The 21,315-nt window shown below is 69.1% G+C and carries 19 protein-coding genes; 6 read left to right on the top strand and 13 right to left on the bottom strand.

The annotated features are described in order from the left end of the window. The first annotated feature begins 86 nt into the window (after positions 1–86). Together test1122_RS24150 and idi are read left to right on the top strand one after the other, a co-directional pair. Entirely contained in the window at positions 87–1,022 is a 936-nt protein-coding gene (locus test1122_RS24150; protein ID WP_232271276.1) for a cation diffusion facilitator family transporter, read from the top strand. A gap of 62 nt (positions 1,023–1,084) precedes the next feature. Continuing rightward, entirely contained in the window at positions 1,085–1,645 is a 561-nt protein-coding gene (gene idi / locus test1122_RS24145) for an isopentenyl-diphosphate Delta-isomerase (RefSeq protein ID WP_232271275.1), read from the top strand. 19 nt (positions 1,646–1,664) lie between these two features. Here the strand turns inward: idi and test1122_RS24140 are convergent, their stop codons facing one another. Then, entirely contained in the window at positions 1,665–2,138 is a 474-nt protein-coding gene (locus test1122_RS24140; protein WP_232271274.1) for an ATP-binding protein, read from the bottom strand. Between the two features lie 159 nt (positions 2,139–2,297). After that, positions 2,298–2,948 (bottom strand): HdeD family acid-resistance protein, encoded by a 651-nt coding sequence (locus test1122_RS24135; RefSeq protein WP_232271273.1) that lies wholly within the window; start codon positions 2,946–2,948, stop codon positions 2,298–2,300. A gap of 436 nt (positions 2,949–3,384) precedes the next feature. Here test1122_RS24135 and test1122_RS24130 point away from each other — a divergent pair, with 436 nt between their 5' ends. Further along, positions 3,385–4,131, top strand: a complete 747-nt coding sequence (locus test1122_RS24130) for an enoyl-CoA hydratase/isomerase family protein (RefSeq protein ID WP_232271272.1) — start codon at positions 3,385–3,387, stop codon at positions 4,129–4,131. Between the two features lie 6 nt (positions 4,132–4,137). On the opposite strand, the gene test1122_RS24125 is transcribed toward test1122_RS24130, so the two are convergent. From test1122_RS24125 to test1122_RS24075, 11 genes are all read right to left on the bottom strand, one after another. Next, a complete protein-coding gene (locus test1122_RS24125) occupies positions 4,138–5,259 on the bottom strand; it encodes an acyl-CoA dehydrogenase family protein (protein ID WP_232271271.1) in 1,122 nt (373 codons plus the stop codon). Positions 5,260–5,292: 33 nt separating this feature from the next. Next, positions 5,293–6,534 (bottom strand): acyl-CoA dehydrogenase family protein, encoded by a 1,242-nt coding sequence (locus tag test1122_RS24120; protein ID WP_232271270.1) that lies wholly within the window; start codon positions 6,532–6,534, stop codon positions 5,293–5,295. Next, positions 6,531–8,162 (bottom strand): AMP-binding protein, encoded by a 1,632-nt coding sequence (locus tag test1122_RS24115; protein ID WP_232271269.1) that lies wholly within the window; start codon positions 8,160–8,162, stop codon positions 6,531–6,533. The genes test1122_RS24120 and test1122_RS24115 overlap by 4 nt, the downstream gene beginning before the upstream one ends. Positions 8,163–8,189: 27 nt before the next feature. Beyond that, the gene (locus tag test1122_RS24110) at positions 8,190–8,786 is read right to left on the bottom strand and encodes a helix-turn-helix domain-containing protein (RefSeq protein WP_232271268.1); all 597 of its coding nucleotides are present in this window, start codon (positions 8,784–8,786) and stop codon (positions 8,190–8,192) included. A gap of 91 nt (positions 8,787–8,877) precedes the next feature. Beyond that, complete coding sequence (locus test1122_RS24105; protein ID WP_232271267.1) at positions 8,878–9,399, bottom strand: gamma carbonic anhydrase family protein; 522 nt, start codon at positions 9,397–9,399, stop codon at positions 8,878–8,880. Positions 9,400–9,500: 101 nt separating this feature from the next. After that, positions 9,501–9,971: a hotdog family protein gene (locus test1122_RS24100; protein WP_232271266.1), complete on the bottom strand. Its 471-nt coding sequence runs from the start codon at positions 9,969–9,971 to the stop codon at positions 9,501–9,503. Between the two features lie 31 nt (positions 9,972–10,002). Next, entirely contained in the window at positions 10,003–11,244 is a 1,242-nt protein-coding gene (locus test1122_RS24095) for an MFS transporter (RefSeq protein ID WP_232271265.1), read from the bottom strand. A gap of 37 nt (positions 11,245–11,281) precedes the next feature. Further along, positions 11,282–12,487, bottom strand: coding sequence for a metal-dependent hydrolase family protein (locus test1122_RS24090; RefSeq protein ID WP_232271264.1), 1,206 nt, complete (start codon positions 12,485–12,487; stop codon positions 11,282–11,284). Then, positions 12,481–13,707 carry a MalY/PatB family protein gene (locus tag test1122_RS24085; protein ID WP_232271263.1) on the bottom strand — a complete coding sequence of 409 codons (1,227 nt, stop codon included), beginning with the start codon at positions 13,705–13,707 and terminating at the stop codon, positions 12,481–12,483. Before test1122_RS24085 ends, test1122_RS24090 begins: the two co-directional genes overlap by 7 nt. A gap of 611 nt (positions 13,708–14,318) precedes the next feature. Next, positions 14,319–14,969, bottom strand: coding sequence for a DJ-1/PfpI family protein (locus test1122_RS24080; RefSeq protein ID WP_232271262.1), 651 nt, complete (start codon positions 14,967–14,969; stop codon positions 14,319–14,321). Between the two features lie 15 nt (positions 14,970–14,984). Next, the gene (locus test1122_RS24075; protein ID WP_232271261.1) at positions 14,985–15,941 is read right to left on the bottom strand and encodes a GlxA family transcriptional regulator; all 957 of its coding nucleotides are present in this window, start codon (positions 15,939–15,941) and stop codon (positions 14,985–14,987) included. A gap of 112 nt (positions 15,942–16,053) precedes the next feature. Between test1122_RS24075 and test1122_RS24070 the strand changes: the two genes are divergently transcribed. From test1122_RS24070 to test1122_RS24060, 3 genes are all read left to right on the top strand, one after another. Beyond that, positions 16,054–16,917: an SCO6745 family protein gene (locus test1122_RS24070; RefSeq protein WP_232271260.1), complete on the top strand. Its 864-nt coding sequence runs from the start codon at positions 16,054–16,056 to the stop codon at positions 16,915–16,917. Between the two features lie 49 nt (positions 16,918–16,966). Further along, positions 16,967–19,351, top strand: a complete 2,385-nt coding sequence (locus test1122_RS24065; protein ID WP_232271259.1) for a Tex family protein — start codon at positions 16,967–16,969, stop codon at positions 19,349–19,351. Between the two features lie 470 nt (positions 19,352–19,821). Further along, positions 19,822–21,306 carry a sensor histidine kinase gene (locus test1122_RS24060; RefSeq protein ID WP_232271258.1) on the top strand — a complete coding sequence of 495 codons (1,485 nt, stop codon included), beginning with the start codon at positions 19,822–19,824 and terminating at the stop codon, positions 21,304–21,306. Positions 21,307–21,315: the final 9 nt, after the last annotated feature.

Genomic DNA, 21,315 nt, shown 5'->3' with positions numbered 1-21,315 from the left:
CCCGCCCGTAGTTCACTGGGCCAGTCCGAAGACAACATGACCACGAAAACGACCAGAGTGAACCAGCAGTACGGGAGGCAGCGTTCATGGGTGCAGGGCACGACCACGGAGGGCCACGGCCGTTGGCGAACGGCACCGCGGCAGCGGCGTACAAGGGGCGGCTGCGGATCACGCTGGCCATCGCCCTCACTCTGCTGCTCGCGGAGATCATCGGCGCCTGGCTCACCGGCTCGCTGGCGCTGCTGGCCGACGCGGGACATGTGGCGACCGATGTCATCGGCATCGGGATGGCCCTGGTCGCGATCCACTTCGCGAACCGCCCCACGAGCGCGCACCGGACCTTCGGGTTCGCCCGGATCGAGATCCTGGCCGCACTGCTGAACTGTCTGCTGCTGCTCGGGGTCGGCGGCTACATCCTGATCGAGGCGGTTGACCGGCTGCGCAACCCCACCGATGTACCGGGCGGGCTCACTGTCCTCTTCGGTGTGATCGGCCTCGCTCTCAACAGTGTCTCGCTCTCGCTGCTGATGCGTGGGCAGAGGGAGAGCCTCAATGTCCGTGGCGCTTTTCTGGAGGTCATGGCCGATGCCCTCGGCTCGCTGGCCGTGGTGATCGCCGCCTTGGTGATCCTGCTGACCGGCTGGACGCAGGCCGACCCGATCGCCTCGCTGGTGATCGCCGTCATGATCGTTCCGCGTACCGTCAAGCTGGCCCGGGAGGCGCTGGACGTGCTGCTGGAGGCGGCGCCCAAGGATGTCGACATCGCGGAGGTACGTCAGCACATCCTGGAGGTCCCCGGTGTCGAGGGCCTGCACGATCTGCATATCTGGACGATCACTTCCGGGATGCCCGTGCTCTCCGTCCATGTCGTGGTCAGCCAGGAGGTCCTGGACTCGGTCGGGCATGAGCGGATACTGCATGAGCTCCAGGACTGCCTGGGCGACCACTTCGCAGTGACGCACTGCACGTTCCAACTCGAGCCGCATGGACATGCTGAGCATGAAGCCAAACTCTGCCACTGAGGCGATTTACGGCACACTGGGACAGCCAGCCGTAAAGCAGTCATTCGAATAGAAGGATGAACATGGCGAAAACCGCAGCGGACCCGATCATGCTTGAGCTGGTCGATGAGAGCGGAACGACCATCGGCACGGCGGAGAAGCTCTCCGCCCACCAGGCCCCGGGTCAGCTGCACCGCGCCTTCTCCGTCTTTCTCTTCAATGACCAAGGACGTCTGCTTCTCCAGCGCCGGGCGCTGGAGAAGTACCACTCCCCCGGAGTCTGGTCGAACACCTGCTGTGGGCACCCCTATCCCGGTGAGCCGCCGTTCGCGGCGGCGGCCCGCCGGGTTGGTGAGGAGCTGGGCGTCGCGCCCACCCTGATGCGGGAGGCGGGAACGGTCCGTTACAACCACCCCGACCCGGCGTCCGGACTGGTCGAGCAGGAGTACAACCACCTTTTCGCAGGGCTCGTGCGGGCCCCGCTGCGGCCGGACCCGGCCGAGATCGCGGAGACCGCCTTCGTCACACCCGAGGAGCTGGCGAAGCGGCACGCGGAAGGACCGTTCTCGGCCTGGTTCATGACGGTGCTGAACGCGGCCCGCCCCGGAATCCGCGCGGTGACCGGAACGGCAGCCGGCTGGTAGCTCAGCGAGCGTCGGTAGCTCAGCGAGCGGGAAGGGGCAAGGCAGCCCAGATGATCTTGCCTCCGGCGGCCGTCTGCTCAATATCGCAGGAGCCGCCCGCTTCGGCCACGACCGACTTGACCAGGAGCAGCCCACGTCCGCCGGTGTGTTCCTGGTCCGGGTCGGCGTCCAGCGCCTTGGGGCGGTAGGGGTGGTTGTCCTCAACGGCAATACGGACCCACCCGGTGCCCAGCGACACCTCCACACCCACCTCCGGTGAGAGCAGGGCGGCATGCCGTACGGCGTTGGTCACCAGCTCGGACACGATCAACAGCAACCCCTGCAAAAGCTCCTCGGGGACCGGCGCCCGCTGGCGACGGATCAGGTCACGCACAGCGTGCCGCACCTGTGGAACCGAGGAGTCCAGCGCGGGAGCGGTGAAGCGCCAGGCTCCCTCATATGCCGCCGGAACCTCGGCCGACGGCTGCGGCAGGGCACTCCCGCGGCTCTCCATCAGACCGGCACCCACCCTCTTGTCCGCAGCCACCGCGGCCCTTGCTGACAGGCCACCTACCACTACGAGTGTTGGTACATACCGAGATCTGATGGCTCGCTGTCCCGAACTGGTCACCTATCGAAGGATCTAGACCGGTTCTGCGCATTTCATTCAGTGTTATGTCCGCCCTTGGTCACCTCGTTCATCATTCATGGACTCTGTGTCACCGCCCATGGATTCCATGTCCTCGCGCCCCTGCGCGACCACGCCGACGATGTGCCGTCCACCGACACCGGTAGCGATCAGACCCAGCCCATCGAAGAGCAGCGCGAGAGAGAAGAACGCGCCCAGCACATAGAGCGTGCTGTCCGGCCACTCGGCGAGCACCATCACGCCCAGCACAATCCCGAACGCACCCTGCACCAGCGTCCAGATCATCTGCTCACCCCGCAACACCATCCCTCCGACCAGCCGGAACACACCACCGGTGAGGAAGAGCAGCGCGGCGAAGAGCGCCAGCCCCTCGGCACTCGCCCCGGGGTACCGGATGACCACCACACCCGCGGCGAGATAGAGCGCGGCGACGATCAGCCCAAGCCAGAAGTAATGCGCCTTACGTGACAACAGGGCGTGCAGCAGCCCGACGAGACCGCCGATCAGCAGCAGCCAGCCGAAGAGCAGCATAGATGTGATGGTCGCGACGCCGACATAGACAAGCCCGACGACGCCGCTCACGACCAGCACCCCGCCGAGCACAGCGAGCCAGCCCAGATTGCGGCTGAGCTTGGCCTCCTGCTGACGAGCGTCCTTCCTCGGTCGGTCAGCCATAGCTACACCTCCAACCCCAGCATCCCTCCCCAACCTCCCACCCGCCGCCCCAACTACTCCATCCGCACCCAAGCAATTGTTGTGGGCAAGCCAGTGTTGTGGGCACTCCCCCCTTGTTGTGGGCACTCGCAGCCCCGCGAGGGGCGTAGCTCCACCCTGCTACGCAACCACCCACCCACCCCAGCCACGACGCTCCGGCCAACACCGGGGCGGAGCTCGCGACGCTTGGTGGGCACAACCCGGCCACCGTCCGCACCCGGCCACCCCGGAGCCCGGGGCAAAGCCCCGGTTCCGGGAAGGGGCGGGATACGGGGAACCCCACCCACGGCACCCATCCCAAGGCGAAGCCCCGCCACAGGGCGGAGCCCCACATCGGCACGGGAAGGGGCGGGACCGGGGAGAGCCCCCCGAAGCCAACCGGATAGCATCGCCCCCCATGAACCCCGGCCTGGCGTGCGAAACGCACGACGGAGTCGCGACCGTACGCCTCCGCAACCCCGCAAAACGCAACGCGATGACGACAGCAATGTGGCAGCAGCTGCCACCCCTGCTGGACCAGCTCGCCGCCGACCCGGCTGTCCGGGCCCTGGTGCTCACCGGCGAGGGCGATACGTTCTGCGCCGGCGCCGACATCAGCAGCCTCCGGGAGAACACCGCGCCGAGGGATCTCGCGGTAACCGCCGAGAACACCCTCGCCGCGTTCCCCAAACCGACCCTGGCCGCGATCCGCGGCTACTGCGTGGGCGGCGGCTGTCAGCTCGCCGTCGCCTGCGATCTGCGGTTCGCAGCCGAGGGCGCCTCCTTCGGGGTCACCCCGGCGAAGCTGGGCATCGTCTATCCGCCCACCTCCACCCAGCGGCTGGCCCGGCTCACCGGCCCGGCGACGGCCAAGTACCTGCTCTTCTCCGGTGAGCTGATCGACACCGCGAGGGCGCTGCGCACCGGCCTGGCCGACGAGGTACTGCCCGAGGACGAGCTGGACAAGCGGGTCGCGGAGTTCACCGCGACGCTGGTGGCGCGCTCGGGCCTGACACAGGCCGCCGCGAAGGAGTTCACGGACGGCCCTGCACCCCAGGACCGTATCGCCTACTGGGCGGCACAGGCTCAGGAAAGCGGCGAGTCCGCCGAGGGCGTCGCCGCTTTCCTGGAGCGCCGTCCGCCGCGCTTCACCTGGTCAGCCTGAGCTCGGTTACAGGCCCAGATACCGCGTGACGCGGGCGATGTGGTGGTCGGCGTCGCCGAACGCCAGCGCGCTCGCCACCGCGTGGCGGTGGAAGAAGTGCAGATCGTGCTCGTATGTGAAGCCGATCGCCCCGTGCACCTGGTGTCCCAGCGCGCACACCCGCTGGTACGCCTCGCTCCCCCAGGCCTTGGCCAGCGAGACCTCCATGGTGGCCGGGAGACCCTGCGACAGCCGCCAGATCGATTCGTACGCGCCCAGTCGTGAACCCAGCACATCGACGGCCATATTCGCGCAGTGGTGCTGGACCGCCTGGAAGCTGCCGATGGGCCGGCCGAACTGTTCGCGACGGCGAGCGTGGCCGACCGTCATATCGAGTACGCCCTGCGCGCCGCCGGCCATCTCGGCGCAGGTTGCCGCCGCGCCCAGCTCGGCGGCCGTCCCGGCCACCGTCCGGCCGGAGCCGACGGCGCCGACCGCGCGCTCCCCGGGGACGGTCACAGCGGTGAAGTCCACCCGGTAGTGGGGGTCGTTGCCGACCACGTCCAGCCGCTCGCAGCGGACACCGGGGGGCGCGTTGTCCACCAGCAGTGCCGTCAGCTCCTCCGGGCCGCCGGTCCGGGCGATCACCAGCAGAGCGTCGGCGGTCCCGGCGTACGGTACGAACAGTGCGGTGCCGTGCAGCCGGAAGCCCTGGCCGGCCGGCTCCGCCACAACATCCGAGCCGGTGGCGTTCCAGTCGCCCCGGGGCGCGGCCCGCACATAGCTCAGCGTGCGGCCCTGGGCCACCGCTCGCAGCCATTGGGCGCGCTGGGCGGCGCTGCCGTGGCGGGCTATGGGAAGCGCGGCACAGGCCATGGTGGTCAGCAGCGGGCTGGGCACCTGATGTCGGCCCAGTTCCTCGAACAGCAGGCAGAGTTCGAGGAATCCGCCGTCGGCTCCGCCGTATTCCTCGGGCAGTGCGAGTCCGGGCCAGCCCAGCCCGGTCATCTCCTTCCACAGCTCCGCCGAGTAGCCCGCGGGCTCGGCGCGCACGGCCCGGGCGCCCGCCTCCCGGCTCCTGGCGGCCAGCAGATCCGCCGCGGCTGCCTGGATGTGCCGCTGTTCCTCGGTGGGGGTCAGGTCCACCACGCCTCTCCGATCTTCGTTGTCCGGGCTCAGGACTCAGGATTTGGGCAGCTTGAGACCGCGCGTAGCGATGACCCGTCGCTGAATCTCCGTGGTGCCGCCGAGCAGCGTGGCGGCGACGGCGTCGAAGCGCATATGGGCGAAGGCGGCTTCCATGGGTGCGCCGTCGCGCTGCCACAGCTGCGCGTACGGGCCGAAGGCCTTGGCGCCGGTGCGCGCCAGCCGCTGGTGCAGTTCGGCGCCGAACAGCTGGCTGACCGACGCCTCGTGGCCGGGTATGCCAACGGCTTCGAGCTGGGAGGCGGTGTGGCGTGCCAGGTTGTACTGCGTGCGCAGCTCGATATAGCGCTGGGCGATCTCGTGCCGCAGTACCGCGGTGTCCCGGCCCGGACAGCCCGGTTCCTTTTCCGAGCGCAGACAGCCGACCAGCCGCGACAGCACCTGCTCGAACTTGACGGTGGCCCCGATTCCCGCGCGTTCGAAGCCCAGTGCCGCCATGGCCACGTACCAGCCCTGGTTTTCCGCGCCGACCCTGTTGGCCACCGGGACGCTGACATCGTCGAAGAAGATCTCCGCGAAGGGTGTGGCGCCGCGCATGTCCTGGACCGGCCGGATGGCGACACCGGGGCTGGACGCGTCGATGAGCAGAAAGGTGATCCCCTTGTGCTTCGGCGCTTCGGGGTCGGTGCGCACGAGGACGAACAGCCAGTCGGCATACTGCGCCGAAGAGGTCCACACCTTCTGCCCGTTGACGAGGTACGACCCGGAGCCGGGCCCCGCACACACCGCCCTGGTGCGCAGCGACGCCAGGTCGGAGCCGGCCCCGGGCTCGGAGAAGCCCTGGGCCCAGGTGGTCTCTCCACGCGCGATGCCGGGCAGATGTGCGGCGCGCTGCTCTTCGGTGCCGTACTCCAGGAGCGTCGGCCCGAGCAGCATCGCTCCAATGCCGTTCACCGTGGGGACACCGGCCCGCATCATCTCCTCCCGCAGGATGAACTCCCGCATCGCGGACAGCCCCGCGCCGCCGTACTCGACGGGCCAGCCCGGGGCGATCCAGCCCCGCTCGGCCAGCGCCGCCGCCCAGGCACGGGCGCCCGCGCGGCGTGCCGGATCCCTGGACAGCCGGTCGGCGGGCCAGTCGTAACCCCACACATCCTCGGGCTCCAGGCTGTGCTCGGCCTCCGGATCCGGCCCGTAGCCGACGGGGAAGCGCTCCCGGGCGAAGGCGCGTACCTCATGCCGGAAGTCCCGCTCGTCGGGGGTCTCCTCCCAGTTCACGCCCGTCCCTCCTGTGGTACGGCCGCAGCCGGGCGCCGGGCCCGCTGCGCGTACCGGTCCCAGCAGCCGGAGGTGATGCCGTGGGCACCCTCCGCCCGCAGCCGGTGCTTGGCGACCTTGTCGGTGGGCGTGCGGGGCAGCTCGTCCAGGAACTCCACGTACCGGGGGACCATGTGCCGGGGCAGCCGCTTTTCGCAGAAGTCGGCCAGTTCGGCGGTGTCCAGGGTGGCCCCGGGGCGTACGACAACGGCCAGTTTGACGTCCTCTTCCTCGAGCTCGGACGGCACACCGAACGCGGCGCACTCCAGCACCGCCGGGTGCAGATTGACCTCGCATTCCAGGTCAAAGGCGGAAATGTTCTCGCCACGTCTGCGGATGGCGTCTTTCATCCGGTCCAGGAAGTAGAAGTAGCCGTCGGCGTCACGCCACACCCGGTCGCCGGTGTGGAACCACATATTGCGGAAGCTGTGGGCGGTGGCTTCCGGCGCGCCGTAGTAGCCGCCCGTGATGATGTACGGCTGCCGGGGCCGTACGACCAGCTCTCCCGGTTCTCCCGGACCGACCGGCCGGTCAAGCTCATCGACGACACTGACTTCGAAGCGCTCTTCATGTGCCTGCCCGCATGAGCCGAGCTTCCACTCGCCGTAGGGGCTGCCGGTGGCGATGCCGACCTCGGTGCTGGTGTAGGTCTCCGCCGAGCGGACACCGAACCTGTCGTACAGCGGCTCATCGAGGACCGACTTGCCCATATAGAAGACTTCCAGGGGATGGTCCTTGTCCCGCTCGCTCGGCTCCTGGTTGAGCAGCATCGGGATCATCGAGAACACGCTCAGCGCGGCCTGGGCGCCGAAGTGCCGCACATCGTCCCAGAACCTGGTCACATGGAACCGGTCGGCGATGGCGACGGGACTGCCGGACAGCAGCGCCGACAGCACTCCGTCCCACAGGCCCGCCGCATGGAACAGGGGCAGCGGGCAGTAGGTCGTCTTGCCCCACCGGTCCAGGAAGTCCAGCGAGTCCAGGGCGCAGGTCAGTGCCAGCGCGTGGGAGACCATGGCGCCCTTGGACGGGCCCGTCGTCCCCGAGGTGTACATGATCGCCTGCAGGTCGCAGAACGCCACATCCGCACGGGGGGCGTCGGCGCCGTATGACAGCAGGCTGGACAGGGAGACGGCCGGCTTGCCCAGGTGTCCGGAGGGCAACCGCGCGCTGTCCCGGGTGCGCACGACGATCTGCTTCAGTCCGGGCAGGCAAGGCGTCAGCGCGGGCAACTCCTCGGCGTACGGGGCGTCCACGACGAGGAATGAGGAGTTGGAGCCGGACAGCGTGCGGCGGAGTAAGTTGCCGCACAGGGCCGTGTTCACGGGCACGGCCACGGCGCCGAGCTTGCTCAGCGCGAAGATGGTGTAGAGGAGTTCGGGGCAGTTCGGGAGCATGACCGCTACATGGTCGCCTCGGTCGACACCGAGCGCCGCGAGCCCCTGGGCCATCCGGTTGGTCATCTGGTCGACCTCACCGTAACTGAGGTCGCCTTCATGGAATTTCAGGAACGTCTCATTACGGTGAGTCTGTGCCCGCGTACTGAGCATGTCCCCGACGATCATTTTCTCCAGTGCTTCGTTACGCATCCGCGCCTCCGTTGCGACGGGCCGTTCTCAACGGCTGGATTCCTCGCATGGCCTGCCCGGTGCCCGGGCATCGCTCCGTGGAATTCCCGGAAGGGCGCCTCTGTTCCGGCGTCCGCTGTCCGGCAGGACCGGCTCGATGCCCTCGCTTTCGCCGGTGGTGAGCGTGTAGCCGCGTCCCCAGGCCGTCCGGATTTCAAGCCGTAGCGGGGCGATTCGGCGACGGATCCTCATGATGTGCAGATCGAGTGCGTTCCGGCTCACCCGGCGATTCCCCCCGCACAGTCGCTTTCTCAGGGATTCACGCGGCACCATCTCTCCGAAATGAACGGTCAGCAGCCTGACCAGTTCCGCCTCGGTCGGTGAGACGGCCACGGAGCGCGGGCCGCAGCGTACGATGCCGGCAGGGTCGACCTGCGGCAGGCAGTACCCCAGGTTTCTGGCCTGCAGCATGGCGATACGGGCCTGCACGTCCTCGCGCGTGGAAGGCGCCCGTATCCAGTCCTCCCGGATGTCCGCGCATATCGGTGCGTCGACGCCGCCCTCGACGACTAACAGCCTCAGCTCCCCGGATTTCCGGCATCGTTCCCGCTTGCCTTCCTCCAGCGGCCAGCGGATGATTTTCACGCAAGGATGGTGACTTGGCAGGTGACTTGGCAGGTCCGACATCGCTCCCCCTCAGCTTCCGGCTGGTTTAGGCTTCCGTGGAATTCATGGGTCACGCCATCCTGCGCAGGCCGGTCCGGAACCGTTGCGCGGCTTTGACGTAGTCCTCGACGATTTCCGTCACGCTCTCGATGGGGAACATCGTGTTCTCCCGGTTCTTCGCCGGTACGCCCATCGCGATATGTCCTGTGGGCACCCGCCCGTCGAAGGTGATGACCGCGCCCGCTGCGACCATGGCGCGGTCCTCCACCACGGTGGAGTTGAGCACGACCGAGCCGGAGGCGATGAGGCAGCCATCGCCGACCCGCGCGCCCTCGATATGCACGCAGTGCCCCACGACCGTTCCGGAGCCGATGACGGCGGGTGTTTCCGGCGCGGCATGGATGACGCTGCCGTCCTGGATGTTCGTACGCGCTCCCACCTCGACCCGGCCGTCGTCAGCGCGCAGCACTGCCTGCGGCCAGACCGACGCGTACGCGCCCAGGCGCACATCGCCGATCACCGTCGCGTCGGGGTGCACATAGGCGTCGGGGTGGATCTGTGGTTCCAGGTGGCCAAGCGCGTAGACGGGCATGGCTGAGCGTTCCCTTCGGTCGTGGAATCGGTACTCGATGTCTGTGGTGGCCCTCCGGCCGCAGGACCGCCTGCCGCAGGACCGCCTGCCGGAGGGGCGGGTCAGTCGTAGATCCGGTACAGCACCTGCGCGACACACGCCGGTTTGGGCTCGTCCTCGATCTCCACGGTGCCGTTGACGACCATCTCCATGGCTCCGCCGCCGGCCTCCGTCACCTCGGCGATCTCGGCGTGCAGCCGCACCCGTGCGCCGACCGGCAGCGGGCTGGGCAGCCGGACCCGGTTCAGTCCGTAGATCACGTTCATCCGGATCTCCTGGAACTCCAGCAGCCGGTCGAACAGCGTGCCGATGAGCCCCAGCGTGTGGAATCCATCCGCGACGGGCCCGCCCAACGGGGCCCCTCCGCCGCCCTCTTCGCCGTCTCCTTCGCCATCGTGGGCGTTCACCTGGCCGTCGGTGGCGTGGGCGAAGGATGCCACGCGGTCCCGGTCGACCCGCACCCACTCGGTCGGGCCCAGGCTGCTGCCCGCGAGCTCCGGCAGCCCGGACAGACCGTGCACCGTGGTCGTCATCGTCTCTCCCTTGCGTGGTCGTAGTGAGGTGCTACCGGTCAGCACCAGCGGGTGCCGCCGGCGCGGGCGCGGGGGTTGAGCGAGGCTCGGGAAGCCGCCAGGCGAGGGCCGCGGGCACCAGGAGAACGCCGATCAGGGTGGCCAGTACGGGCCGCACTCCCCAGCCGTCGGCGAGCAGGCCGAAGAGCGGCGAGAGCAGGCCGCCCGCCGACATGGTCACCCCCAGGGTCAGGCCGCTCGCCGTGCCGATGCGGTGAGGCAGATAGTCCTGCGCCAGGGTGACCTGCGCGGCGAAGGGTACGAACAGCACCGTTCCGTATATGAATACGCAGACCAGCACCCCGGCGATATGCGGCATGAGGACGACGCCGGTGACCGCCAGCGCGGAGATCAGGTAGCCGTACCGCAGGGCCGTCAGACGGCCCCAGCGCTCGGCGCTCCAGCCACCGGCGAGTGTGCCGACGACGCCGCCCGCGGTGAACGCGGTGAGCGTTGCCGACCCGGTCGCCGCCGAGACCTCGAAGCGGCTGATCACATACAGCGCCGCGAACGCCCCCATGATGACGAAGGGAATCGACCAGAACACCGAGATCACCGACAGAGTGCCGAAGGCCCGCCAGTCATCCGGCCGTTCCTGCTTCGGGGGCTGCGGAGGCTTGGGATGCTGCGAGTGCTCGGGAGGCCGCGGTGCTGCCTCCGGCCGGGAACGGTCCGGCGCCGAGACGGCGATGTGCCAGGAGTGCCGGGACAGCAGCAGGCCCGCGCCCATCACCACGGCGGGCAGCGCGAGCAGCCAGGTGCCGGAAACCCCGGTGGCGCCCAGGACGAGGGCCACATACAGCGGGGCGACGGCGACGCCGATGTTCCCGCCGACGGCGAACACGCTCATCGTCCGCGTATCGCCGCCACCGATGCCACGCGCCGCCATGGCCGCCGCGGGATGGTAGGCCGCCAGGCCCAGACCGGACACGGCGACAGCGAACCAGGTCCACAGATAGGCGTCGCCCAGCCCGGACAGGCCAACGCCGAGGCCCGCGGCGCCCATGCCCGCGGTGACCAGCCAGCCCATCGGGCGGCGGTCGGCCAGCAGCCCCACCAACGGCTGAACCAGGCTGGAGAGTCCGGTGGCGGCCAGGGTGATCCCGGCGATCAGGGCGTAGCTGTAGCCGCGTTCGGACTGGAGGAAGGGCAGCATCGCGGGGATGGCGCCCTGGTACATGTCGTTGACCCCGTGAGTGGCGGTGAGCAGGCCGAGGTCTCTCTTGTTCTTCACAGCTCCCCCGTTGTCGGTTCTCGGTGTCCGCCGCCGTTCAGGCCCGTTCTCTGGGGCCGTGTACGGTGCGCGGCTCGCCTCTGGTCATGACGAGCCGTACGGTGCGCAGCGCCGCCAGGTCGGTACGGGGGTCGCCGTCGACCACCACCAGGTCGGCGTCGAGCCCCGGCAGGAGCCGCCCCGTAGCGCCGGAGAGGCCCAGCGCGCGTGCCGAGCCGACGGTGGCGAGTTCGATGACGCGCTCAGCAGGGAAGCCAAGCCAGGCGTAGAGCTCCAGCATGCTGACGTAGTCATCGAAAGCCGCCTGCGGAATCCCCGCGTCCGTACCGGTGATCAGGGAGACCCCGAGCTCGTCGAGCCAGCTGAGCCGGGAGTAGAAGGACCGGGTGGCGGCCTCCCCTTCCTTCTCCAGCTTGGTACGCCAGTCGTGGCCGCACAGCGTTCCGCAGACCGAGATCCCCTGGTCGGCCATGGTCCTGGCCACGTCGGGGCGGCGGTCCACGCCGTCGGCGCCGTCCAGCCACAGGCAGTGTTCGATGGTGTTCACCCCGGCGGCCGTGGCGGCGGCTATGGACTCCGTACTGTGCGCGTGGGCCGCGACCGGCAGACCGCACTGGCGGGCCTCCGCCACGGTGGCGGCGAGCAGTCCGGTGGAGAACTGGGACTCCCACATGGCCGCACCGCCCTCGGTGATGTGCCCGCCGCTCGCCATCACCTTGATCACATCGGCCCCCGCGGCGGCATTGCGCTGGACCATGTCCCGTATCTCACGCTCGCCTTCGACCTCGCCGCCGAAGAACCAGCAGTGGCCGCCCGGCGGAGTCAGCGGGGCCACCGCGGCGAGGATCCGCGGCCCCGGCAGCCGCCCCGCAGCGATGGACCGGCGCAGTTGTACGGCCGAGGCAGCCCGGTCTCCCAGGTCCCGGACGGTGGTCACGCCGCTGTCCAGCAACTGTGCCGCCCGCTTGGCCATGGCCTCCAGCAGCGAGGTCTCGTCGCTGGCCAGCAGTGTGGTGACCGGTTCGGGTCCGGCGTCCAGGCTCAGATGCACATGGCCGTCGATCAGGCCGGGCAGCAGCGTCGCGCCGGGGAAGTCAAGCCGGGTCACGGACGGCGGCGCCTGGGCCGCCACCGCGGCACGTGCGCCGACCGCGGCGATCTTCCCCTCCTGGACCAGCACCGCGCCGTCGGTGGTGCGTTCGCCGACGGGACCGTGAAGCAACTGGCCGACCGTGATCAACATGTGGGGTCTCCGATCCGGGCATCGAGGGCGGTGCTGTGTACCAGGCGATCGAGGAGCTGGCCCAGCAGCCGCTTGGAGGTGGCGAAGTTGAACCGCGCGAATCCGTCTCCGCCTGGATTGAAACCGGGTCCGGTGCTGAGCTCGATACCGCCGCGCTCCCGGAACCGGGCCGCCGGATCGTCGCCCCAGCCCAGTGAACGGCAGTCCAGCCAGGCGAGATAGGAGCCTTCGGGCGGGTGATGGCCGATCTGCGGCAGCCGGTCCCCCAGAAACTCGGCGAGCCTTCGGCGGTTGGCGTCCAGGTGTTCCCGTACGGCTGAGAGCCAGGTGTCGCCCTGGGTCCATGCCAGCACCGAGGCCTGGACACCGAGTACGTTTGCGGCGCCGTACAGCTCAACGGGCTGTTCGTCCACCGCTGCGCGCAGCCGGTCCGGCCCCAGGTGGCCGACCGCGCAGCGGATACCGGCGAGGTTGAAGGCCTTGGTCGCCGAGGTAAGGGTGACGGTTCGTGCCTCGGTCTCCGGGCTGAGCGAGGCGAACGGTATGTGGCGGTGCGGAGCGTAGGTCAGATCGGCATGGATCTCGTCGGCGATGACCAGCAGATCGTGGCGCTCGGCTAATTCGGCGAGCAGGGCGAGTTCAGCGCGGGTGAACACCCGCCCGGTGGGATTGTGCGGATTGACCAGCACCAGCGCCCGGCACCCGGTGGCCGCCACATCCCGGGCCAGCCGCTCGGGGTCGATGGACCATCCCTCCGGGGTGTCGAGCAGGGGGATGGGGACCAGCCGGCGGTTCAGCCGGGCGAGGCCCTCGCGGAAGGGGCCGTACAGCGGCGTGTGCACCGCCACCGCGTCACCAGGCTCGGTGGCCAGGTGCAGGGCGAGGTGGACGCCCTGGGTGACGGTGGCGAACTCCCTGACGTGGCCGGGCTCCGGGTGCCAGCCGTATCGGGTGGCCATCCGCAGGGCGAACGCCTCCCGAAGGGGACTGCCGTCAGGCCAGTACGGATAGCCCAGGGCCCCATGGGCGAGGTACCGCCGCAGCCCTTCGCGCACCGGCTCCGCCACCGGGAAGTCCATCTCGGCCAGCCACGCGGGCAGCACACCGGCGGTCATCTGCCGCCACTTCTTCAGGCCGGGACTGGCACGGAGTTCACATGGATCCAGCTCGTCTAACTCCGCGGCGAGCGAGCCAAGCGGGCCGATAACGCTTGCGTTCATCGCTTCCTCCCATGAGCTCGTGCCCTATGGGCCACTGGGGCAGCACGGCACACGGACGCGAGCGGACCAGCCCGGAGCCTTGGTTGAACTCTGGATAGAATGAGTGGGGGTAGGAATCCTTGCGGAACAACTGCCACAGACACTAACCGGCCCGCGGGGAAACAGGCTGGGAAATCTTGCCGACATCTGTCAAGGCTTAACAAGCTTTTGCTCCTGACACTCCAGCCGGGGTACGGGACACACCCGCGGAGCACACCGGAAGGCCGCCCACCGCTCCCAGCGGACCTGGGAAGACGTCACCACCGGCAGGCCCGACGGGAGTCCGGGCGGCAACTCCGCCCGGTGTTCTGTGATCTCGGCCACCCTCGGGAGCCGGCAGAGATCCATTGACCAGTGAATTCTGCGAGAGCTCGAAGCGCGCCAAGGCGCCGCGCTGTCGCCGCAATAGTGGAGGAACTGAATCCACTTTCCTGACCGGACGATGAAATCAAGCCATGAAAATGGCTGTGGATTCCGTGAGCCGGAAATCCCCTGAGCAGACACGGGAAAGCGGCGAGGCCCCGAAGAGCCTCGCCGCCTTTCTCAAGCGCCGTGCGCCATACTCCGCCTGGTCAGGCTGAGCGCTCCCCGGGCGCCATGTTACGGCTCCGCTCCCGCATCCACGCCACGATGGCGGCTGGCGCCTTCTGCGGGGAACCCGCGTCATACGGGGGCTGCGGGTCGTACTCGATCAGCAGCTGGACGGTCTGCGCGGCCTCATCGCCGCCGATCCGGCCCAGCAGCGCCAGACCCATATCGATACCCGAGGAGACCCCGGCCGCGGTGACGTACTTGCCGTCGAAGACGACCCGCTCGCCGGTCGGTTCGGCCCCGTAGCCGGGAAGGTGCTCCAGGGTGAGCCAGTGCGAGGTGGCCCGGCGACCCTTGAGCAGTCCGGCTCCGGCGAGCAGCAGCGAGCCGGTGCAGACGGAGGTGGTCCACGTGGTGTGCGCGTCAACCGTGCGCAGCCACTCCCCCAGCGGCTCCTGAGCCAGCCGTACGTTCTCCTCCGGCCCGCCGGGCACCACCACGATATCCGGGCGCGTCACTTCCTCCAGGGTGCTGTCGGCGACCAGCGCCAGGGTGCCGCTGTCATTGCGTACTGGTCCGGTGCGCTCGGCGACGAAGACCGTCTCGGCGCCGGGCAGCCGGCTGAGCGTGTCGTACGGGCCCACGGCGTCCAGCGCGGTGAAACCGTCGTAGAGCACGATGGCGATCTGCATACGGTACGTATCTCCTCATAGGGGTTGGAACCGCCGGCGGTATTCGGCGGGTGGAGCGCCCAGCGCCTTGATGAAGGCGCGGCGCATGGCTTCAGGGGTGCCGTAACCGCAGGCCCGGGAGATCTCCTCGATGCCCTCCGCCGAGTCCTCCAGCCTTCGGCGGGCGGCCTCGAGACGCACCCGGTCGACATAGCGGCCCGGAGACATCCCCACCTCCGCCCGGAAGGCCCGGGCGAAGTGCCGGGGCGAGAGGTTCGAACGCCGGGCGAGAGCCTCTACCGACAGGTCGGCCTCCGGATGCTCGGAGATCCAGTGCTGGACGTCACGGAGCGGACGGCGCTGGGCGCTCTGGGCGGACAGCTGGGCGCTGAACTGAGCCTGATTGCCGGGACGGCGCAGAAAGACGACCAGGTGACGGGCGACGGTGAGCGCCACATCCCGGCCGTGGTCCTCCTCGACCAGAGCGAGCGCAAGGTCTATCCCGGTGGTGACCCCGGCCGAGGTCACCACCTTGCCATCACGGACGAAGACAGCCTCCGGCTCAACTCGCACGGCGGGGTAGCGCTCGGCGAGCAGGTCGCAGTACGCCCAGTGGGTGGTCGCCCGGCGGCCATCGAGCAGCCCGGCCTCGGCGAGCAGCAGGGTGCCGGTGCACACCGACATCACCCGCTGGGCGCGTGGTGCCCGCTCACGCAGCCAGCCGACGATCCGGGGGCCGGCCGACCGGGTGCCATGGCCACCGGGGACGACCAGGGTGTGCGGGACACGGCAGCCGTGCAGGGCGGTGTCGGGTGTGAGGGTCAGCCCGCTGGAGGTACGGATCGGGGAGCCGTCCAGGGTGGCGGTGCGCACCTGGTAGGCGGTGGGGTCGCGCAGGACTTCGGCCGCGGCGGTGAAGACCTCCAGCGGGCCGGTCAGATCGAGACTCTGCACACCCTCGAAGAGGACGAAAAGTACGCTGCGCCGTTCCATGGTCACCATGGTTGTGCCAGGCGGCGATGGCCGCAATGACGGTTCTCCCACTTTTTCTGCCATCAGGCGCAGCTCTCTATGGCACTAAGCGACCGCCCAGTAACGTATTCGTATGACCTCTCTCGACGAGCGCGCCGGACGTCGCTGTCACAACGTCCTCAACCCGCTGCACTCGGCCCTCTACTTCTGCCCCGAGCTCAGCGAAGAGCTCACCACGCTGGGCCTGACCGACCGCTCCGCGGCCTATTTCGCCGGCCGGTCCGCACCGATGGGCGCGGTAGGGCCGGGCACCGTCGCCGCGACCTTCTACAGCTTCAGCTACGACCTCATCGCCAAGCATCTGCCCGCCATCTGGCAGACCGTGAGCCCCGAGGCCGTACTGGCGGCACGGCTGCGCGCCGCCGACGCCACGCTGCGGCGGCTGCTGGGCAAGGAAGTGATCGCCTCCAAGGAACTGGCCGAAGCGGCCGAGCTGGCGATACGCGCCACCGAGGCCTGCGAGCGCGGCGCCCGCCCGCTCTACGCGGCCCATGCCGATCTCCCGGTGCCCGAGGAACCACACCTCGCGCTGTGGCACGCCGCCACGCTGCTGCGTGAGCACCGCGGCGACGGACATCTCACCGTTCTGCTCGGGGCCGGGCTGACCGGCATCCAGGCGCAGGTCAGCCACACCGCCACCGGCAAGGGCATGAGCCCGCGGTGGGTCTTCGCGACCCGTGGCTGGACCGAGGAGCAGTGGGCGGACGCCCAGCGGGAGCTGCGCGAGCGGGAACTGCTGGACGCCAACGGAGAGCTGACCCAGGACGGCGTGGCCCTGCGCGAGGAGATCGAGGCCGAGACCGACCGCGTCGACCGCGCCCCCTACGAGCACCTGGGCGCGGCGGGCGTCGAGCGCCTCACCGAGCTGGCCACGAGCTTCACACTGGCCGCCGCCGAGGCGGGCGCCTTCCCCGCTGACCTGTTGGGGAAGGCCTGATGCGGACTGGGTCCACGGTCTTGTCCGACCCACCTGCCAGAATGCAGGCGTGACCGCAACAACTGTGTCCATCGAAGCCAGGATCGCCGATGAGCTCGGCGTACGGGAGCGGCAGGTCAAGGCCGCCGTCGAGCTGCTCGACGGCGGCTCGACCGTGCCGTTCATCGCCCGCTACCGCAAGGAAGCCACGGAGCTGCTCGACGACGCGCAGCTGCGCGCGCTGGAGGAGCGGCTGCGCTATCTGCGGGAGCTGGAGGAGCGACGCGCGGCGATCCTGGAGTCGGTGCGCAGCCAGGGCAAACTGGACGACGCCCTGGAGGCGCGGATCCGGGCAGCCGAGTCCAAGGCCCGTCTGGAGGACATCTACCTCCCATACAAGCCCAAGCGGCGCACCAAGGCGCAGATCGCCCGCGAGGCCGGTCTGGAGCCGCTGGCCGACGGGCTGCTGCTTGATCCGACCGTGGAACCACAGGCCGCCGCAGCCGCTTTTGTGGACGCCGACAAGGGTGTCGCCGACGCGGCCGCCGCGCTGGAGGGCGCGCGGGCAATCCTCACCGAGCGGTTCGGCGAGGACGCCGACCTCATCGGTGAGCTGCGCGAGCGGATGTGGCAGCGCGGACGGCTGACCGCCAAGGTCCGGGAGGGCAAGGAGGAACAGGGCGCGAAGTTCGCCGACTACTTCGACTTCGCCGAGCCGTTCACCAAGCTGCCCTCGCACCGGGTGCTGGCCATGCTGCGCGGCGAGAAGGAGGAGGTCCTGGACCTCACCCTGGAACCGGAGGAGCCAGCGCAGCCGGAGGGCCCGACCTCGTACGAACGCTCCATCGCCCACCGCTTCGGCATCAGCGACCGGGGCCGCCCGGCCGACAAGTGGCTCGCCGACACCGTGCGCTGGGCGTGGCGCACCCGGGTGCTGGTCCACCTCGGCATCGACCTGCGACTACGGCTGCGGCAGGCCGCCGAGGACGACGCGGTGGGCGTCTTCGCCACAAACCTGCGCGACCTGCTGCTGGCCGCCCCGGCGGGCACCCGCGCCACGATGGGCCTGGACCCGGGGCTGCGTACGGGCGTCAAGGTCGCCGTGGTCGACGCCACCGGAAAGGTCGCCGCGACCGACACCATCTATCCGCACGCCCCGCAGAAGCAGTGGAAAGAGGCCCTGGCCAAACTGGCCACGCTCGCCCGGGAGCACGCTGTCGAGCTGATCGCCATCGGCAATGGCACCGCCTCCCGGGAGACCGACAAGCTGGCGGCCGAGCTCATCGCGGGGCAGCCGGAGCTGAAGCTGACCAAGGTGATGGTCTCCGAGGCGGGCGCCTCGGTGTACTCGGCCTCGGCCTTCGCCTCCCAGGAGCTGCCGGAGCTCGATGTGTCGCTGCGCGGCGCCGTCTCCATCGCCCGACGGCTGCAGGACCCGCTCGCCGAGCTGGTGAAGATCGACCCGAAGTCGATCGGTGTCGGGCAGTACCAGCACGATCTGTCCGAGGTGAAGCTGTCCCGCTCGCTGGACGCGGTGGTCGAGGACTGTGTGAACGGCGTAGGGGTGGACGTCAACACCGCCTCCACACCCCTGCTGTCCCGGGTGTCGGGCATCGGCGCCACGCTCGCCGAGAACATCGTGTCGCACCGGGACGCCAACGGCCCCTTCCGCAGCCGTAAGGCGCTCAAGGAGGTGCCGAGGCTCGGCCCGAAGGCGTATGAGCAGTGCGCGGGCTTCCTGCGGATCCGTGGCGGTGACGACCCACTGGACGCCTCCAGCGTCCACCCGGAGGCGTATCCGGTGGTGCGCCGCATGGTGAAGACAACGGGGAGCGAGGTGGCGGCGCTCATCGGCAACACTTCAGCACTGCGCTCGCTCAAACCCGAGGAGTTCGTGGACGACGTCTTCGGACTGCCGACGGTCACGGACATCCTCAAGGAGCTGGAGAAGCCGGGGCGCGACCCGCGTCCGGCCTTCAAGACGGCCACCTTCAAGGAGGGCGTGGAGAAGATCGGCGACCTCTCGGCCGGGATGATCCTGGAGGGCGTGGTCACCAATGTGGCCGCCTTCGGCGCCTTCGTCGATGTCGGTGTCCACCAGGACGGTCTGGTCCATGTGTCGGCGATGTCGAAGAGCTTCGTCAAGGACCCGCGCGATGTCGTGAAACCGGGTGACATCGTGAAGGCGAAGGTCCTCGATGTGGACGTAACACGTAAGCGGATCTCCTTGACGCTACGGCTCGACGACCCCGGCACCACAGCCAAGCCGGGTTCCAACTCCGGCTCCCCCGGCGACCGCAAGCCCCGCGGCGGGGCCCCGCGTCAACGGCAGGGCGACCGTCGCGGTGGCGGCCGGGACGGTGGCCAGCGCCGCGCGGCTCCCCCGGCGAACGACGCGATGGCCGACGCGCTGCGCCGCGCGGGGCTGGTCGACCCCAAGGGCGGCCGCCGGTAAGGACGTTCGACAGCTATACACAGAAGCGAGGGCCCCGGGACATCCGTCCCGGGGCCCTCGCTTCTGACCGTGTCGGTATAGAAATTTATCGCCGTTGTCATTTTCCTTGCCACACGAGCAATTTCGATTATTAAACGACTCATTTGAATTTCGCACATGAGTACATTCATGTGGTATATGCAGTCGGGCCACAGAATCACCCCGGATCCCGCTATGCTCGCTGTCGCGCAGCGAGTTGCGGCAGCTACAGCCCGTCGCCGCTGGCTGCTGTGGTGCCGCCGATCGCACGAAGGCCCGGGCGTCCTAGGACCCGGCCCCAGGCGCGCGGAACGTCGCCGTGAAGATACGGCGGCCAAGCACTGGTGAGCGTGATCCGACAGTCGTCGAGCCTGTTCACGCACCCCGTCCGCTGGTGCCCATACAACGCATGCTTTCGCCCTACCCCTTCCATAAGTGCTCTGAGGATGCCGATGGTTCGTGCCGGTTCGTCACCCGGAGGCTGGGGGCCCGCCTCCACCCCAATGTGGCTACTGCCACCCGCACTAGTGGCCGTGTGTACGGCCGTGGCGGTGTCATTCACGCCCTCAATGGCCCGTGTCCAGGTCGCCTGGCTCGGCATCATCGCAACGGCGGCAGTGGCCGCCGCAGCCGGGGCGGTGGCACGCCGGGGACGTTCGATCGACGAACTGCGCAGGCAGTACGCCGAGAGAGAGGCCACCCTGTATCGGCATCTGGCCGACCAGGAGGCCGAGACCGTACGGATGGCCAAGGAGACCCTGCCTGCGGCCATGGGCCAGCTTCAGCAAGGCGCCCCGGCTGAAGAGGTGCTGCACAGCATCGTCCATGAGTCCCGGGTCAGCCCCGAGTTCGAAGCCGCGCACGAGGCAGTACTGCGCTACGTTCTGCAAGCCGTGGAGGCCGAGGAAGGTCTGCGCGACTCCGCCCAACGAGCCTTCGTCAACATCGCCCGACGAGTCCAGGCCATTGTTCACCAACAGGCCCAGGACCTCCGTGAGATGGAGGACAAGCACGGTCAGGATCCCGACGTCTTCGGCGACCTGCTGCACCTGGACCACGGCACCGCGCTGATCGGCCGGCTGGCGGACAGCATCGCCGTACTCGGCGGCGCCCGCCCGGGCCGCCAGTGGCAGCAGGACGTACCGCTGTTCAACGTGCTGCGCGGCGCCATGTCCCGGATCATCGACTACCGGCGCGTCGATCTGCACTCGGTGGCCGAGGTCGGCGTTCTCGGACGCGCCGTCGAACCGCTGATCCACGCTCTCTCCGAGCTGCTGGACAACGCCACGCGCTATTCACCACCACAGACCCGCGTCCACCTCACCGCCACTGAGATCCAGTCCGGTGTGGCGATCGAGATCGAGGACGCCGGGGTCGGCCTGACCGATGAAGCCCGCATCCGCGCGGAGCGGGCACTGGCGCAGAACTCCAGCTCCGGGCTTGACCTCAACGACCTCGGCGAGTCACCACGACTCGGCCTGGCCGTAGTCGGCCGCCTTTCCCATACGAACGACTTCAAGGTTTCCCTGCGCGTATCCGCGTACGGCGGCGTACGCGTCGTCCTGGTCGTTCCGCCGGACTTGCTCACCGCGACTCCCGCCCCTGGTGGAGCGGTGGCCAAGGCCGCCACCCTGCCGCCGCCCAAGCCCAGAACAAGGCCGGGGGCCAGGCGGCCCGAAACGGCCACTGAAGACCCGGTGGGCCTCCCGGCCCAGCGCAACTCCAATGGACTGCCACAGCGCCGTCGGCGTGCCCGCACCGTATCCCCCCACAGGAGGTCAAAACCGGCTTCCACCGCTGGCCCCAAGTCCCCGGCGTCAGCCGATCCGCCCGCACAGGCCGGGATATGGCTGGCCGCCTTTCAGGAGGGTGTCTCCGGCGAGTCCCCACCACCAGCTGGCCCCGATGGCCTGCGCAGTAATGAGTCTGAGAAGTGATGAGTCGTT

The organism is Streptomyces gobiensis, from assembly GCF_021216675.1.
Classification (GTDB): domain Bacteria; phylum Actinomycetota; class Actinomycetes; order Streptomycetales; family Streptomycetaceae; genus Streptomyces; species Streptomyces gobiensis.
The sequence above is the reverse complement of the archived record's forward strand: the minus strand, read 5'-3'. Positions and strand labels throughout refer to the sequence as shown.

Coding starts and splice junctions, on each gene's coding strand:
- test1122_RS24070 (WP_232271260.1), top strand. CDS start 16,054: ATGACCTCTCTCGACGAGCGCGCCGGACGTCGCTGTCACAACGTCCTC.
- test1122_RS24090 (WP_232271264.1), bottom strand. CDS start 12,487: ATGTTGATCACGGTCGGCCAGTTGCTTCACGGTCCCGTCGGCGAACGC.
- test1122_RS24140 (WP_232271274.1), bottom strand. CDS start 2,138: ATGGAGAGCCGCGGGAGTGCCCTGCCGCAGCCGTCGGCCGAGGTTCCG.
- test1122_RS24100 (WP_232271266.1), bottom strand. CDS start 9,971: ATGACGACCACGGTGCACGGTCTGTCCGGGCTGCCGGAGCTCGCGGGC.
- test1122_RS24135 (WP_232271273.1), bottom strand. CDS start 2,948: ATGGCTGACCGACCGAGGAAGGACGCTCGTCAGCAGGAGGCCAAGCTC.
- test1122_RS24075 (WP_232271261.1), bottom strand. CDS start 15,941: ATGGAACGGCGCAGCGTACTTTTCGTCCTCTTCGAGGGTGTGCAGAGT.
- test1122_RS24115 (WP_232271269.1), bottom strand. CDS start 8,162: ATGCGTAACGAAGCACTGGAGAAAATGATCGTCGGGGACATGCTCAGT.
- test1122_RS24085 (WP_232271263.1), bottom strand. CDS start 13,707: ATGAACGCAAGCGTTATCGGCCCGCTTGGCTCGCTCGCCGCGGAGTTA.
- test1122_RS24105 (WP_232271267.1), bottom strand. CDS start 9,399: ATGCCCGTCTACGCGCTTGGCCACCTGGAACCACAGATCCACCCCGAC.
- test1122_RS24060 (WP_232271258.1), top strand. CDS start 19,822: ATGGTTCGTGCCGGTTCGTCACCCGGAGGCTGGGGGCCCGCCTCCACC.
- idi (WP_232271275.1), top strand. CDS start 1,085: ATGGCGAAAACCGCAGCGGACCCGATCATGCTTGAGCTGGTCGATGAG.
- test1122_RS24080 (WP_232271262.1), bottom strand. CDS start 14,969: ATGCAGATCGCCATCGTGCTCTACGACGGTTTCACCGCGCTGGACGCC.
- test1122_RS24150 (WP_232271276.1), top strand. CDS start 87: ATGGGTGCAGGGCACGACCACGGAGGGCCACGGCCGTTGGCGAACGGC.
- test1122_RS24130 (WP_232271272.1), top strand. CDS start 3,385: ATGAACCCCGGCCTGGCGTGCGAAACGCACGACGGAGTCGCGACCGTA.